The following is a 13,288-nucleotide window of genomic DNA, read 5'->3' on the forward strand; positions in this document are numbered from 1 at the left end:
TTTTGTTTCAAGTTTCAGGTTTCAAGTTTCCGCTCTAGAAAATTGACTCATTTTCTAATTTTCTAATTGGCACATTCTCATTGCCACATTTTCAAATTGATTACTTTTGCGGCATGATTTCAATTCCTCACAAAGCTAAGCAATTCCTTGTTCTTCTGATCAAACTTTTGATTGTAGGCGGTGCATTTTATTTTATTTACAATCAGCTCGCGAACAACGATAAACTCGATTGGCAGAAGTTCCTTGTTTTGTTTCGTAAAAATCAATCGGTTTTAGGAATTGGGTTTATATTGCTTTTGAGTGTTTTGAATCGCTATTTTGAGATTTTAAAGTGGCAGAATCTGGCAAAAGTTATTCATGAAATTTCTTTAGGAGAAGCCACAAAACAAGTTTTAGCTGCTTTAACTGCCGGAATTTTCACACCAAATGGAGTAGGAGAGTACGCCGGAAAAGCATTGTATTATCCAAAATCAGATGCTAAAAATGTCGTTTTTCTGAATCTAATCTGCAACGGAATCCAAATGATTTTAACAGTAATCTTTGGAACAATCGGTTTACTTTTTCTGGGATATTGGAAATGGGTTCTAACAATTATCGCAGTATCTTTCATCTTGCTTCTTGCCTCTTTCCTCTTAAAAAGTATAAAAATAAAAGGCTATTCCATTGAAAAACTGATTCAGAAAATCAATGAAATTCCGAAACCAATTCATCGTAAAAATATCATTTTAGGAATTTTACGTTATGTGGTTTTTTCGCATCAATATTACTTTTTGTTCCTGGCTTTTGATGTCGATTTACCTTATTTGACTTTGATTGCAACGATTGCGGTTGTTTACTTTTTGGCTTCTTCATTACCCACTTTTCAGTTTTTAGATTTTGCTGTAAAAGGAAGTGTGGCTGTTTATTTCTTCGGAATTTTACAGGTAAACGAATGGATTGTTATTTTTATAAGTACCTTAATGTGGTTCTTAAATGTGGTATTGCCAGTAGTTTGGGGAAGTTATTATGTTTTGAATTTTAAGACCTCGCAAGGAATTCAAGATGAATAATTTTTATAATATTATATTTAGTCCCTATGGGACAAATTTGCGGGTGCGATATTCTTGACTACCAATATATAATCTCTACGAGATATACTCCGTTAGGAGTTCAATATTGGTAGAAATAGTGAGAAATATTTTTTAAAATGTCCCTTAGGGACTACATGTTTGATAACATGTTTTTTATATAAAAGTTATGATGACCATTATTCTAACTGTAATTTTAGTTATTTATATATCTAGTATTGGATTACTTACTTATGGTTTTTTACGAATCAAAAAATATCAAAAAACAGATTTAAAACCACAAACGAGTTTTACAATCATAGTTCCATTTCGGAATGAAGAGGAGAATCTTCCGAATCTTTTAAATAGCTTTTCAAAGCTAAATTACCCAACGGGTTTATTCGAAGTAATTTTGGTTGATGATAGTTCTAAAGAAAAGTTTCAAGTTTCAGGTTTCAAGTTTCAAGTTAGTTTGATTGACAATATTCGCGTTTCAAATTCACCAAAAAAAGACGCTATTACAACAGCAATGCAGCACGTAAAAACCAATTGGGTTATTACTACAGATGCTGATTGTATTGTGCCTGAAAACTGGCTCGTAATCTTCGATAATTATATTCAGGAAAATCAGGTTTCGATGTTGGCGGGTGCCGTTTCATATGAATGTGAAAATTCGTTTTTGCATCATTTCCAACAATTGGATTTAACGAGTTTACAAGGTGCCACAATCGGAAGTTTTGGTTTAAATAAAGCTTTTATGTGCAATGGAGCCAATTTTGCCTACACCAAATCTTTGTTTGAAAAACTGAATGGATTTGAAGGAAACAATAAAATTGCCAGCGGCGATGATGTTTTTTTATTGCAAAAAGCTGCGGAGGAATTTCCAAAAGAAGTTCATTATTTAAAAGCCGAAGAAGCAATCGTAATTACAAAACCAGCAGAGAACTGGAAAGCTTTATTTTATCAAAGAGTACGCTGGGCAGCCAAAACAAGTTCTTATAAAAGTAGTTTCGGAAAGTTTTTAGGATTGATTGTCTTCTTTGGAAATCTGAGCTTTGTAATCGGATTTTTCTTTTTATTGTTCGGAATTTGGTCCTATCCAATATTTGTCTTATTCGTCTTTTTTAAATTCGGGATTGATTTTGTTTTGCTTTACAGCACGAATCAATTCCTGACAAGAAGCCGAATTAAAAGCTTGGTTTTAAGCAGTCTGTTTTATCCTTTTTTCAGTTCGGCTGTGGCTTTGTATAGTTTGTTTGGCTCTTATGAATGGAAGGGAAGAAAGTTCCGAATTTAAATTTCCGATGCAAAAGAATCCAAATTCCAAATAAGACGAAATAACTTCTTATATTTCTAATAGTAAAACCAAATTTTTAAATGTTCTTATATCGCTTATACGGTGAAAAAACAATGGTGGTAAAAAAAATTATTTCTGATCTTTAGCCTTAATAATAACAGGCAGAATAAATTGGGTTTTTACCGGAATTCCGCGTTTAATTGCCGGATTTACTTTTGGGAAATCGACTAAACGAGCATGCAGAATACTATCGATTTTAATGGTATCATAAGCAACAGTGTCTTTAGGAAACTGCGGTTCAAATTTCATTGTTGCGTTCGGGAAAACGGTTACTTTGACTTCGATGGTATCCAGTTCAGGATAAAGAATTGATAAAGTATCAATGTCTAATTTTGCTTCAATAAGTTGTCCCATTACCTCAAAAAAACATTGCTGGCGCAGTTTTTTGTCGGTTATTTTTTCGCATTCAGGAACTGAGGGATATTCGTCGACTTCTTTCCAGTTGATTGCTTTTAACTCTTTTTGAAGTAATTCTTTTTCAGACGGAACCTGCTTGTCAAAATATTGGCAAGAATTAAAAATGATAAAAACTAAAAAAAGGGAAAACTGCTTCAAGATTTTAATATTGATTGTGAACTGATTAGATTATAAAAATACGATTATTTTTTTTGCGAACCTTTGTATTGCAAATATTCTTCATAGCTTTCTGAAAGCCATTTTTCCTTGTTAGTTGCGGCAATTTCTTTCTGATCCGGATATAAAGAAGCGAGTCTGTCTGAAAATGTAGCAATTTGAACCGTATAATTGTAAAATTCAGTCTTCGTAAACACAATTTTCGGATCATTTTTTCGATTAAAATATTCGAAAAAAAGCGCGTCAAATTCCTTCATAGAGAAATTTAATACTTTTTTCTTATTACTTTTATAAATACTGTCCTGAAGTAATCGATCATCGACAGACAGTTTTTTAGCTTGTGCATAAGTCATTTCGTTGATTGCCAGGATCAAGAAACAAATAAAAAATAATTTTAAAAGGCTATGCATTGTCTAATTTTTCTGACTGTTGCTAGACAAATTTACAAAAAAATATATGGATTTACTATTGTTTACACTCGGTTTTATATGCATTGTCATTGGTATTTTTGGTAGTTTTATGCCTGTTTTACCTGGTTTGTCCAGTTGTTGGGTTGGATTGTTGTTGTTGTATTTAACAAAAGCGGTCGAAAACAACTATTGGGTTCTGGGAATTACACTTTTGATAACCATAGTTATTACCATTCTCGATTATGTAATTCCATCGAAGGGAACCAAAAAATTTGGAGGAAGTTCCTACGGAGTCTGGGGAACAAATATTGGTTTGATTGTTGGAATTTTGTCTCCAATTCCGTTTGGCGTTATCATCGGACCATTTGTTGGTGCATTTGTTGGCGAACTTATTTATGATTCCAAAAATCATAAAAGAGCTTTGAAAGCAGCTACCGGTTCGCTACTCGGGTTTCTTGCCTCGAGTTTTATCAATTTTATGTTTTGTATTATTTTTCTAGGTGTTTTTCTGCATGTAACATGGGAATATCGAAACATATTGTTTTAATTATGTAACATTGACCTAAGCTTTTTCCTATTTTTTAAAACTATTAAGGAAAGATTTGATTTTTTTTAAAAATATTTTCTTTTTATTTTGATAACAAAACGGTTATGTTTATTGATAGTCCGGAGTTTTCTGCTAAAACAATTGTTAAATTCAGTATTAAATTTTTAACTTAATCTTTGGAAATGTTAAAATATTTTATATTTTTATCCTGATAAACGATAAAAAAGCCCCTTTTATCGATTATTTTGAATAAGTATAAATAATTTTTTTAAATAAATTAAGTATGACTCCTAACCTACAAATTGAACTTAGACGTTTTATTTCTTCTAATGTTGTTTCCAAGTTGAACAAGTTTTATTTTGAAAATGATGCACTCTTAATCAAAGGAATCGATGTCTCGATCGGAACCATTTTAATGGGATTGTACAATAGGGCCGAGGAGTCGGGTTTCTACAAAGAGCTTACCACATTAATTGCAGATGATTCCACTTTTTATCAGGAAGTCGATTTTACCTCAGGAAGAATTTTATCAGTCGATGATTGTTACCGTATAGAAGGAAATGCTTTATTGAAAGGAATTTTTACTGAAAAAAAAGGAAGAATTTCTGAAATGATTTCAAATGAAGTCGGAATCAAAAGCGAAACAGCAAGAGAAATACTTAACTTCTCAGCATTACTAGTAGTTTCATACCTTAAGAACAACATTCAGCTACTAGACAGTTTAAAATTACTTCTTGAAGAACAGAAAAGAGAAATTTTAAACAGCATCCAGCCAGGAATCAAAATCATCTTAGGATTTTCATGTTACGAAGCTGTTGAAGACAAAAATCAATCTATGGGAAGATCTATTTTTACCCTTTTTGGACATAATTTTTTCAGTTTCTAAATAAAAAAAATCCCATCTTACAAAAGTAAAACAGGATTTATATTATTGAATTTGAATTGTTTATTAAACGTTTTTCAAATTGATAATTTCTTGCTCGGTCAAAAAGCGCCAGTTACCTCTTGGTAAATTCTTTTTGGTTAAACCTGCAAATGATACACGATCTATACGTAAAACATCATATTCGAAGTTTTCGAAAATAGCGCGAACCACTTTTACATTCGATGAACGTAATTTAAGTCCAACTTCGCTCTTTGGTTCATTATCAATATAACTAACCTCTTCAACAAATACACGGTGTCCATCAAGAACCAAACCTTTGCTGATTTTTTCTAAATCCTCAAATTTTAAGTTTTTGTCTAGTGAAACCTGGTAAATTTTAGACGATTTCTGACTCGGTAAAGTAAATTTACGAATCATATCTGTATCGTTGGTGAATAACAATAAACCAGTTGTGTTTTTGTCCATTCTTCCAATCGGAGCAATTTTTGCTGTTGTAGAACCACGAACAAGTTCCAGAACGTTACGGTATTCCTGACCTTCATCAAGTGCAGTTGTAAAGTTTTTAGGTTTGTTCAACAAGATGTATTCTTTCTTTTCAGGAGTCAAAGTAACACCGTCAAAATTTACGACATCGTTTAATTTCACTAAATAACCCATTTCAGTAACCGGAACGCCATTTACTTTAACGTTTCCAGACTGAATGTATATATCGGCATCACGACGCGAACAAGCACCTGAATTAGAGATGTATTTGTTCAAACGAATTTCGTCTGCAGCTTTTTGTCTTTTTGGAGCCTGATTCTGTTTTTTAATTTTTTCTGCCTTTTCTTCTTCAGCAGCCTTAACAGCCGGCTTTACTTTTTTTGGCCCTTGAGCGCGCTTCGCCATGGGAGGTTTTGGCTTGTTAGAGTTTGGCCTAGAGCTATTTGGTCTAGAACCGCCTCTTTGATTATTGCCTTCCTTATTGTTCATAAATTCTGTAATTTGTGCAAAGATAGTTTATTCTTGCTAAATAATCCTAAGTTCATTGTCCTTAGATTAATAGCTATCGTTTTTAGGCGGTTTAAAGACTTGTAATTGGCTTTTTTTATGCACTTTACTGTTGTTTTATTCCACAGAGCTTCACAAAGTTAAACACGGAGTTACACAAAGTTTTAAAAAAAACGCTGCGAATCTCTGTGGAATTCTCGGTGAATCTCTGTGTAACAACTTACTAAAACCGAGAAATAAGAGCCTTTCCGTGCCACAAAACACTCGGATTAATCAAAACAATGCAAAAAACGCCGGATACAATCAGAAATTTCAAAACATTGTGCAGTAATAAATAGTGTTCTTTAGAATTTGACTTCCACAAATAAATCAGAAAAAAAAGCATAACGCCAAAGCATACATAAAAGTAAATGTCCATATAACCAACATCATAAATGTTGATCAGAACATAGACCGGAAGTACAGTTAAAACAGTCAAAGCAGTAATAACTTGTTTTGAAACCTTTTCATTATAAAGTATGGGAATCGTTCTGTAATCGTTGGCTAAGTCGCCCTTGAGATTCTCTAAATCCTTTATCATTTCGCGAATGAGTAGCAATAAAAACAAGAAAATCGCATGGGCTGAAATTACCATAAAATGACTCATGTGATCTTCAATTTCTTCAAACGAAATCTTGTTGTAGAAATACAAAAGAATCGCGAAAAATGGCACAACGGCCAAAAAAGCAGCGGTCAGGTTTCCAACAATTGGAAGTTTTTTAATCTTATGAGAGTAAAACCAAATTAGGAAAATATAGGCCGAAAAGAACAAAAAAGCACGCCAGGAAACAATGAATGCCATTAAAACCGCAATAAAATTCAAAGTAAAATATACCGACAATTTTGTCTTTTGACTCACCAAACGATCCAGCATTGATTTGTTTGGTCTGTTAATCAAATCCTTTTGGCTGTCGTAAAAATTATTGATAATATATCCTGAAGCAATGGTGATTGCCGAAGCAAAAACAATCAAAAATAAATTGAAATCGAGTAAAATATCGAGCGCTCTCTTCTCAGGTGCCAATATAAAAATCGCTGATAAATATTGTGCCAAAACAATAATCGGAATGTTGTAGCCTCTTACGACAGAGAACAAACTAACAATTTTCATTACTAAAAGTTTGTGCTGTCTGCTTAACATTTTTTGATTAAATTTTTGAGATTGGGGTGTAATTTAAGATTTTTTAGCGAAGCTACCGAATGATTAAAGTTTGTTTTTTAATAATGCCGCCGATCCGTAACCCAATTTTCGAATGCAGGCCAGTGCTTCTTTTTGAGAGATTTCCACTTCTGTAATATCTTTTTTATCTACAAAAACTACAGAACCGCTCCACGGATTTGGAGCATCGGGAATAAAAACAGCAAATTTGTTTTCGTTTATTTCTTCTACCAAAAAAGCAAATTGTAAACCAGCATCTGTAGGAACCAAAATGACTTTTAAATCTTCATTGGATTCAAAACCCAACATGCTTTCGTTCATGTTTTTCATGAAAGAGTATCCGGGAACGAAGCTTAATATTCCGTCTTCTAATTTTCGTATCAATTTTTGTGCGCCACCAGTTTTGGCGATTAAACCTGCTGTAAAACAAATAAAAGCTATAATAAAGATAGCTATGATTTCCTCAATTGCCAATCCTAAAACTTTTACGTCAGGAAATTGATGAACTATTGGTTTTGTGATTTTTTGAATAATGCTAAACCCTTTCTCCAGAAGTACCAATAATAAAATTAATGGGGCTAAAAAGAGAATTCCGCCTAAAAAAGTTGCTTTGATAATCTTTAAAATACTTTTCATACTTCAATACCTTTTTTAGGGAAAAATTTCAGGAAAATGTATTCAAATAATCGACGCTTTTTGAATATTTAAACTTAAAACTGATAAACTACTTCCAGTTTATAGTCTTTTAAAGAAGCTTTTGCACGCTCTAAATCTTCAGTAAAACCAAGAATATAACCACCACCGCCAGAACCACAAAGTTTTAAATAATAATCGTTTGTGTCAATTCCGTGTTGCCAGATTCCGTGAAATTGCTCTGGAATCATTGGTTTGAAGTTATTCAAAACAACTTTTGAAAGTTTCTTGGTATTCGTAAACAAAGATTTCATGTCGCCGTGTAAAAAGTTTTCTACACAAGCGTCAGTATATTTCACAAATTGGTTTTTAAGCATGGCACGGAAACCTTTGTCTTTTAGGTTTTCCATGAAAATGTTTACCATTGGAGCCGTTTCGCCTACAATTCCTGAGTCTAATAAAAAGACAGCGCCTTTTCCGTCAAAACTTTGAGTCGGAATTCCGGTTGCTTCAATATTATCTTTGGAATTGATTAAAATTGGAATGCTTAAATAACTGTTTAAAGGATCCAAACCAGAACTTTTTCCATGAAAAAAGCTCTCCATTTGAGAAAATATATTTTTTAGTTGTAACAGTTTTTCACGAGTTAAATTCTCTAAAACTGTTATTTTGTGAGTCGCATATTTATCGTAAATCGCAGCAACAAGTGCACCGCTGCTTCCAACTCCGTAACCTTGTGGAATACTAGAATCGAAATACATTCCTGTTTCAACATCATTTTTTAAAGTTGCCAAATCAAAAGTAACCAACTCCGGTTGTTCTGTCTGTAAAGTTTCAAGGTAAGTTGCAAAACGTTTTAAACTTGCGTTTGATGCTATTGCTTCTGTCGAAGGATCTTCGATTCTCTTCAAAGCACCATTGTAAAAATTATAAGGAATAGAAAGTCCTTTAGAGTCACGAATAATTCCGTATTCTCCAAAGAGTAATATTTTTGAGTAAAATAATGGTCCTTTCATGTTTATTTTATGTCTTTCTTAATTTTATTTGGTGTAGAAGATTTTTTATTTAATCCCTTCTCAAGAATCTCTCGAACTTTTCTTATGATTATAGGATTGTTACATTCCATAATCAGTTTTGCTACTTCGATTTTTTCTAATTCAATATTCATTTTTAATTAGCCTTTAATGTATAATCCAATGATCATCATGGCTAGAGCAAAAAATAGACCAACAAACCACTTTATCATGTCATTCTTTGCATCTGTAATTTCTTTTTTTACAAAATCTTTAGAGGCTATTTCGTTTTTATCTTGTCTGATTTCTTCACTAATTGTTCTGTCAATTGCTTCCACAAATTCCTTAGCTTTTGCTTCATCAAGATTAAGTTCTTTTCTAAATAAATCGTAAAGTTTTATAGTTGCAGTATTCATGTTCTGACTTTGAAATATGTATTATCAATATAAAGATACGGAAAATTACAATGCAATTGCTCCTTCTCCAATTTGATCGCAAATGTACTGACCATTCTGACAAAATACAACTAATTCGTCCTTAATAAATTGTAATACTTTAGCGCTAACGTTTTCGGGATAAAGTACATGTACATTTGCACCCGCATCCAGCGTAAAACAAACCGGAATCTGGGTTTCATTTCTGAATTTCCAAATTGCATTTATGATCTGCAAAGTATTTGGTTTCATCAAAATAAAATAGGGCATAGAGGTCATCATCATCGCATGTAAAGTCAACGCTTCACTCTCAACAACTTTAATGAATTCTTCCAGATTTCCATTTTCAAAAATGGCAATCAACTGATCCAGATTTTCATGTGCCTGAGCAAAACGTCTTTCAGCATACGGATGATTGTGCATCAAATCATGTCCAACAGTACTTGAAACCTGCTTTTCACCTTTGTCAACCAATAAAATAGTATCCTGGTAATTCTTGAAATTTTCATGAATTGCATACGGAAATTCAACTCCAAATAAATCAGAGCTTCCTATAGTTTTGTGCTGATTTGCTTCGCCAATTCGCTCCCGCTCCTGTCCCCAAACTACAACCTTTCCTTTTACACTGCGGCAAGCACTTCCCGAACCTAAACGAGCTAAAAAAGACGCTTTTTGATAGAAATAATCTTCTGTCATTTCAGGATATAGCTCTTTCTCCAAACTCATAAAATTCATGGCCAAAGCCGCCATTCCAGATGCTGAAGAAGCGATTCCTGAACTGTGCGGAAAGGTATTTTGAGTATCAATCGTAAAATGATACTCTTTCAAAAACGGAAGATACACTTCAATTCGCTCTAAAAACTTCTGAATTTTCGGTTTGAAATCTTCTTTTGGTTTTCCTTCAAATAATAAATCAAATGAAAAAGAATTTTGGTTTACTCTTTTTTCAAAACCTAATTGGGTAATGGTTTTACAGTTATTCAACGTAAAACTAACTGAAGGATTTGCCGGAATTTGATTGTCTTTTTTCCCCCAATATTTTACTAATGCAATATTGCTGGGAGCGCTCCACTCAAAATTTCCGTTTTCGATTGTAGAAGTATATTTTTTAGGAATAAAATCAGCTGTTGTAAACATGAAATATAAATTTTGGCAAAGATAGTTTTTAAATTTTTTCACCATATAAGTAATATAAGAAAATATAAAGATGCTTTATTAAATGAACTTGTAATACTTATTTAGCGTACAATTTTTCTTTTGACTATTTTTGATTCAAAATTTAATAAAATGAATAAATTCGTAAAAATTGCGATAGCTTTATTGGTTTGTTTAGCGGTAGGATACTCTGCAAGTACAGTAACAAGGCCAAGTGTAGAAAGCTGGTATCCAACGCTTGTAAAACCAATTTTTAATCCGCCAAATTGGATTTTCATGCCAATGTGGACATTACTTTATATTTTGATGGCGGTCGCTGCCGGATTAGTATGGGATAAAATCAAAGAACAAAATGACGTCGTAAAAAAAGCACTTCTTTTCTTTATTATTCAGTTAACGCTGAATGCGATTTGGTCTTATTTATTCTTCGGATTAAAAAATCCGCTTTTGGCTTTAATCGAAATTGCGCTTTTATGGCTGATGATTTATGAAACGTATTTAAAATTTATCAAAATCAATAAAACTGCGGGTTATTTACTGATTCCATATATGGCTTGGGTTGCTTTTGCGGCGGTTTTGAATGCTAGTATTTGGTGGCTGAACAGGTAAGATTTTGTTTCAAGTTTTTTTGTTTCAGGTTTCAAGTTTAATCAATACGTTTTATGCTATGAATAGATTTTAAGTTTTCTATTGCCTTATTGATTTGTTTGAATTATATTTTTCTTAAAATGGAAAAAACTAAAAAAATCTATTTCAACTTCTTAAATTCTTCATTTTTAGCATACAAAAAATCCATCGTTGCCAAAACATTCGGATGTTCTAAAAGGATTTTCGATTTTGGATCAACATCACAAAAATTTAGGAAAAGTTCTTTTTCTTCTGGTTTTAATTTTAAATTTTTAACGAAGAAATCAGGTGGACAAGAAGCGATGACAAGTTTCTTAAAACGGTTTTCATGCGGCTCAATTTTCTTCTTCGGTTTATCAAAAATGGGGTAAGTGAAATTTATAGCATTTTTAATTTTACCATCATAAACAGTAACGTTTGTAGTAACATCATCAAATTGCTTGCGAATTTTGATTTTATTTATTTCTTCTCTATCGTTGGCGATTTTTTTAAGTTCAGTTTTAGTAAAAACTGCTCGAGAAACTACAACATTTTCCAGTTCTTCGGCTTTTGGAGTCATTTCAACAATGAAATAGTTTTTTTCTAAATCTTTTAAAGTTAGCTTCAATCTTGTAAATAAATAATCCTTTGAAAAAAACAATAAACTGTCCTGCTCTTTTGCTAAAATAGAAAACTCTCCCAATTCATTTGTTCTCGTACTAGTTTGTGCAGTTTTGTTTATGACTTCAACATTTTTAAGTAACAGTTCTTGAGAAATGACTTTTCCTTGAAGGACTTTCTCTGTCTGCGAAATACTAAGCTGATAAGTGAAAAAAGAAATTGTGGTGAGTAGTTTTACTTTCATCTAATTATTTTTTTAATTTCTTAAACTCATCATTTTTAGCAGTCAAAAAATCCATTGTTGCCAGAATATTAGAATGCTCTAAAAGCGTTTTAGATTTTGTATCGGCATCACAGAATTGAAGAAAAAGTTCCTTTTCTTCGGAAGTTAATTTTAGGTCTTTCGTAAAGAAAGTTTCAGGAACTGTAGTTATAATAAGTTTTTTAAAATCGATTTCCTGAGTTTTCTTTTTGGGTTCTTCTTTATCGGTTTTAAATAAACTTATAATTTTGCTGCTAATTGCACCAAAATTCATTCCGTTTGGTATTGTGCCATCATAAACCGGAATAAAGCGTCTTAAATCTTTGGCCTCATTGTCAGTGTTTACTCTCGCAATTGCTTCTGCATCAAAATCAATTTTAGGAAGTTCCATTTTGGTTATGACCACTTCCTTTAGCTCTTCTGGTTTTAGGATCATATTGATTACCAGATTATTGGTCTCAATATTTTGATGAGTTATTTTCAATCTCGAAAAGAAATAATCTTTAGAAAAGAAAATCAGGCTGTCTTTAATATTTACCAAAATAGAAAATTCTCCCAAAGCATTTGTAGTCGTACTTGTTTTGGCTGTTTTATTAATGACTTCGACACCTTTTAGGACATTGCTTTGAGAAACAACTTTTCCGTGAAGTAATTTTTCCGTTTGAGAAATAGAAAGCTGGTAAGTGAAAAAAGAAATTGTGGTAAGTAATTTTACTTTCATCTAATGGTATTTAGTTGATAGTAAAATTATTAGTATAGTCTTAACGAAAACTTACAGAATCTGTAAATTCTTGTTAATTCGGTTTTGTCGAGTTTTCAGTCTCAGTCGCAGTTTACAGTCACAGTTCACAGTCACAGTTTTCAGTCTCAGTCAAAACAACTGAAACTGTGACTGAGACTGAAAACTTTCTACAATATTTCAATTAAATCTGAAGGCGTATTGATTACCAATTTGGCACCGCTGGCGATCAATTCTTCTTCTGTTCTATAACCCCATGAAACGCCAAGGGGAAACATATTGGCATTTGTCGCTGTTAGCATATCAATATCGGAGTCGCCGATGAAAATAATTTCTTCTGTTTTTAGGTTCCAGTTTTTGCTTATTTCAATTGCTTCAAACGGATTTGGTTTTTTAAGCGCTTCAGTACTTAAACCAACGGCGGTATTAAAATAATCCGGGAATATTTCTGAAGCTATTTTTTTGGTAAGCTCGTCTGCTTTGTTGGAAAAAACGGCTAATTTGATATCTCTTGAAACTAAATTATCCAGCAATTCAACAATTCCTGCGTAAGGTTTTGTTTTCAGCGTGCAAATTTCACGATATTCCGCAATCATATTTTCGAAACAAACTTCGATTTCATTTTCTGAATTGTTTGATGCCGGCAAAGCTTTGCTTACTAAATTTCGCAATCCGCTTCCTATAAAATATTGATAAGCATCATAAGTATGTGTCGGATAATTTAGAGTTGTAAGAACATTATTCATTGCGTCTGAAATGTCTTCTAGTGAGTTGACTAATGTTCCGTCTAAATCAAAAATAATTCCTTTATATTTCAT

At 32.5% G+C, this 13,288-nt stretch carries 17 protein-coding genes; 5 read left to right on the plus strand and 12 right to left on the minus strand.

Annotation, left to right across the window (positions count from 1 at the left end; genetic code table 11):
* The first annotated feature begins 113 nt into the window (after window positions 1-113).
* Window positions 114-1,049: a lysylphosphatidylglycerol synthase domain-containing protein gene (locus tag B0A65_RS07660; RefSeq protein WP_074660337.1), complete on the plus strand. Its 936-nt coding sequence runs from the start codon at window positions 114-116 to the stop codon at window positions 1,047-1,049.
* Between the two features lie 190 nt (window positions 1,050-1,239).
* A complete protein-coding gene (locus tag B0A65_RS07665) occupies window positions 1,240-2,343 on the plus strand; it encodes a glycosyltransferase family 2 protein (RefSeq protein WP_074660338.1) in 1,104 nt (367 codons plus the stop codon).
* A 129-nt stretch (window positions 2,344-2,472) separates the two neighbouring features.
* Here B0A65_RS07665 and B0A65_RS07670 read toward each other — a convergent pair whose 3' ends face one another.
* Both B0A65_RS07670 and B0A65_RS07675 read right to left on the minus strand, forming a co-directional pair.
* A complete protein-coding gene (locus B0A65_RS07670; protein WP_074660339.1) occupies window positions 2,473-2,958 on the minus strand; it encodes a hypothetical protein in 486 nt (161 codons plus the stop codon).
* Window positions 2,959-3,002: 44 nt separating this feature from the next.
* Window positions 3,003-3,386, minus strand: coding sequence for a hypothetical protein (locus B0A65_RS07675; protein ID WP_074660340.1), 384 nt, complete (start codon window positions 3,384-3,386; stop codon window positions 3,003-3,005).
* Between the two features lie 46 nt (window positions 3,387-3,432).
* Between B0A65_RS07675 and B0A65_RS07680 the strand changes: the two genes are divergently transcribed.
* Window positions 3,433-3,933: a DUF456 domain-containing protein gene (locus tag B0A65_RS07680; RefSeq protein ID WP_074660341.1), complete on the plus strand. Its 501-nt coding sequence runs from the start codon at window positions 3,433-3,435 to the stop codon at window positions 3,931-3,933.
* Between the two features lie 283 nt (window positions 3,934-4,216).
* Window positions 4,217-4,819: a DUF937 domain-containing protein gene (locus tag B0A65_RS07685; RefSeq protein ID WP_074660342.1), complete on the plus strand. Its 603-nt coding sequence runs from the start codon at window positions 4,217-4,219 to the stop codon at window positions 4,817-4,819.
* 63 nt (window positions 4,820-4,882) lie between these two features.
* On the opposite strand, the gene B0A65_RS07690 is transcribed toward B0A65_RS07685, so the two are convergent.
* The 7 genes from B0A65_RS07690 to B0A65_RS07715 all read right to left on the minus strand — a co-directional run bounded on the left by B0A65_RS07690 (window position 4,883) and on the right by B0A65_RS07715 (window position 10,224).
* The gene (locus tag B0A65_RS07690; protein WP_074660343.1) at window positions 4,883-5,791 is read right to left on the minus strand and encodes a pseudouridine synthase; all 909 of its coding nucleotides are present in this window, start codon (window positions 5,789-5,791) and stop codon (window positions 4,883-4,885) included.
* 241 nt (window positions 5,792-6,032) lie between these two features.
* The gene (locus B0A65_RS07695) at window positions 6,033-6,989 is read right to left on the minus strand and encodes a geranylgeranylglycerol-phosphate geranylgeranyltransferase (RefSeq protein WP_074660344.1); all 957 of its coding nucleotides are present in this window, start codon (window positions 6,987-6,989) and stop codon (window positions 6,033-6,035) included.
* Window positions 6,990-7,052: 63 nt separating this feature from the next.
* Entirely contained in the window at window positions 7,053-7,643 is a 591-nt protein-coding gene (locus B0A65_RS07700; protein WP_074660345.1) for a DUF502 domain-containing protein, read from the minus strand.
* Window positions 7,644-7,717: 74 nt separating this feature from the next.
* Entirely contained in the window at window positions 7,718-8,656 is a 939-nt protein-coding gene (locus tag B0A65_RS07705) for a mevalonate kinase family protein (RefSeq protein WP_074660346.1), read from the minus strand.
* Window positions 8,657-8,658: 2 nt separating this feature from the next.
* Window positions 8,659-8,808, minus strand: a complete 150-nt coding sequence (locus B0A65_RS23245; RefSeq protein ID WP_207556412.1) for a hypothetical protein — start codon at window positions 8,806-8,808, stop codon at window positions 8,659-8,661.
* Window positions 8,809-8,814: 6 nt separating this feature from the next.
* Window positions 8,815-9,069 carry a hypothetical protein gene (locus B0A65_RS07710; RefSeq protein ID WP_074660347.1) on the minus strand — a complete coding sequence of 85 codons (255 nt, stop codon included), beginning with the start codon at window positions 9,067-9,069 and terminating at the stop codon, window positions 8,815-8,817.
* A 45-nt stretch (window positions 9,070-9,114) separates the two neighbouring features.
* Window positions 9,115-10,224 (minus strand): diphosphomevalonate/mevalonate 3,5-bisphosphate decarboxylase family protein, encoded by a 1,110-nt coding sequence (locus tag B0A65_RS07715; RefSeq protein WP_074660348.1) that lies wholly within the window; start codon window positions 10,222-10,224, stop codon window positions 9,115-9,117.
* 150 nt (window positions 10,225-10,374) lie between these two features.
* On the opposite strand from B0A65_RS07715, the gene B0A65_RS07720 reads away from it, so the two are divergent.
* Window positions 10,375-10,851 (plus strand): TspO/MBR family protein, encoded by a 477-nt coding sequence (locus B0A65_RS07720; RefSeq protein WP_074660349.1) that lies wholly within the window; start codon window positions 10,375-10,377, stop codon window positions 10,849-10,851.
* A gap of 139 nt (window positions 10,852-10,990) precedes the next feature.
* Here B0A65_RS07720 and B0A65_RS07725 read toward each other — a convergent pair whose 3' ends face one another.
* The 3 genes from B0A65_RS07725 to B0A65_RS07735 form a co-directional block, all read right to left on the minus strand.
* Complete coding sequence (locus B0A65_RS07725) at window positions 10,991-11,713, minus strand: hypothetical protein (RefSeq protein ID WP_074660350.1); 723 nt, start codon at window positions 11,711-11,713, stop codon at window positions 10,991-10,993.
* 4 nt (window positions 11,714-11,717) lie between these two features.
* Entirely contained in the window at window positions 11,718-12,452 is a 735-nt protein-coding gene (locus B0A65_RS07730; protein WP_074660351.1) for a hypothetical protein, read from the minus strand.
* 188 nt (window positions 12,453-12,640) lie between these two features.
* Window positions 12,641-13,288 carry an HAD family hydrolase gene (locus B0A65_RS07735; RefSeq protein ID WP_074660352.1) on the minus strand — a complete coding sequence of 216 codons (648 nt, stop codon included), beginning with the start codon at window positions 13,286-13,288 and terminating at the stop codon, window positions 12,641-12,643.

The sequence above is a fragment of the Flavobacterium frigidimaris genome (assembly GCF_002217275.1).
Classification (GTDB): Bacteria; Bacteroidota; Bacteroidia; order Flavobacteriales; family Flavobacteriaceae; genus Flavobacterium; species Flavobacterium aquidurense.

Excerpts from the sequence above, each read along its gene's own strand:
- B0A65_RS07725 (WP_074660350.1), bottom strand. The coding sequence starts at position 11,713 with ATGAAAGTAAAACTACTCACCACAATTTCTTTTTTCACTTATCAGCTT.
- B0A65_RS23245 (WP_207556412.1), bottom strand. The coding sequence starts at position 8,808 with ATGAATATTGAATTAGAAAAAATCGAAGTAGCAAAACTGATTATGGAA.
- B0A65_RS07735 (WP_074660352.1), bottom strand. The coding sequence starts at position 13,288 with ATGAAATATAAAGGAATTATTTTTGATTTAGACGGAACATTAGTCAAC.
- B0A65_RS07660 (WP_074660337.1), top strand. The coding sequence starts at position 114 with ATGATTTCAATTCCTCACAAAGCTAAGCAATTCCTTGTTCTTCTGATC.
- B0A65_RS07710 (WP_074660347.1), bottom strand. The coding sequence starts at position 9,069 with ATGAATACTGCAACTATAAAACTTTACGATTTATTTAGAAAAGAACTT.
- B0A65_RS07675 (WP_074660340.1), bottom strand. The coding sequence starts at position 3,386 with ATGCATAGCCTTTTAAAATTATTTTTTATTTGTTTCTTGATCCTGGCA.
- B0A65_RS07715 (WP_074660348.1), bottom strand. The coding sequence starts at position 10,224 with ATGTTTACAACAGCTGATTTTATTCCTAAAAAATATACTTCTACAATC.
- B0A65_RS07695 (WP_074660344.1), bottom strand. The coding sequence starts at position 6,989 with ATGTTAAGCAGACAGCACAAACTTTTAGTAATGAAAATTGTTAGTTTG.
- B0A65_RS07665 (WP_074660338.1), top strand. The coding sequence starts at position 1,240 with ATGACCATTATTCTAACTGTAATTTTAGTTATTTATATATCTAGTATT.
- B0A65_RS07690 (WP_074660343.1), bottom strand. The coding sequence starts at position 5,791 with ATGAACAATAAGGAAGGCAATAATCAAAGAGGCGGTTCTAGACCAAAT.
- B0A65_RS07680 (WP_074660341.1), top strand. The coding sequence starts at position 3,433 with ATGGATTTACTATTGTTTACACTCGGTTTTATATGCATTGTCATTGGT.
- B0A65_RS07720 (WP_074660349.1), top strand. The coding sequence starts at position 10,375 with ATGAATAAATTCGTAAAAATTGCGATAGCTTTATTGGTTTGTTTAGCG.
- B0A65_RS07700 (WP_074660345.1), bottom strand. The coding sequence starts at position 7,643 with ATGAAAAGTATTTTAAAGATTATCAAAGCAACTTTTTTAGGCGGAATT.
- B0A65_RS07685 (WP_074660342.1), top strand. The coding sequence starts at position 4,217 with ATGACTCCTAACCTACAAATTGAACTTAGACGTTTTATTTCTTCTAAT.
- B0A65_RS07730 (WP_074660351.1), bottom strand. The coding sequence starts at position 12,452 with ATGAAAGTAAAATTACTTACCACAATTTCTTTTTTCACTTACCAGCTT.
- B0A65_RS07705 (WP_074660346.1), bottom strand. The coding sequence starts at position 8,656 with ATGAAAGGACCATTATTTTACTCAAAAATATTACTCTTTGGAGAATAC.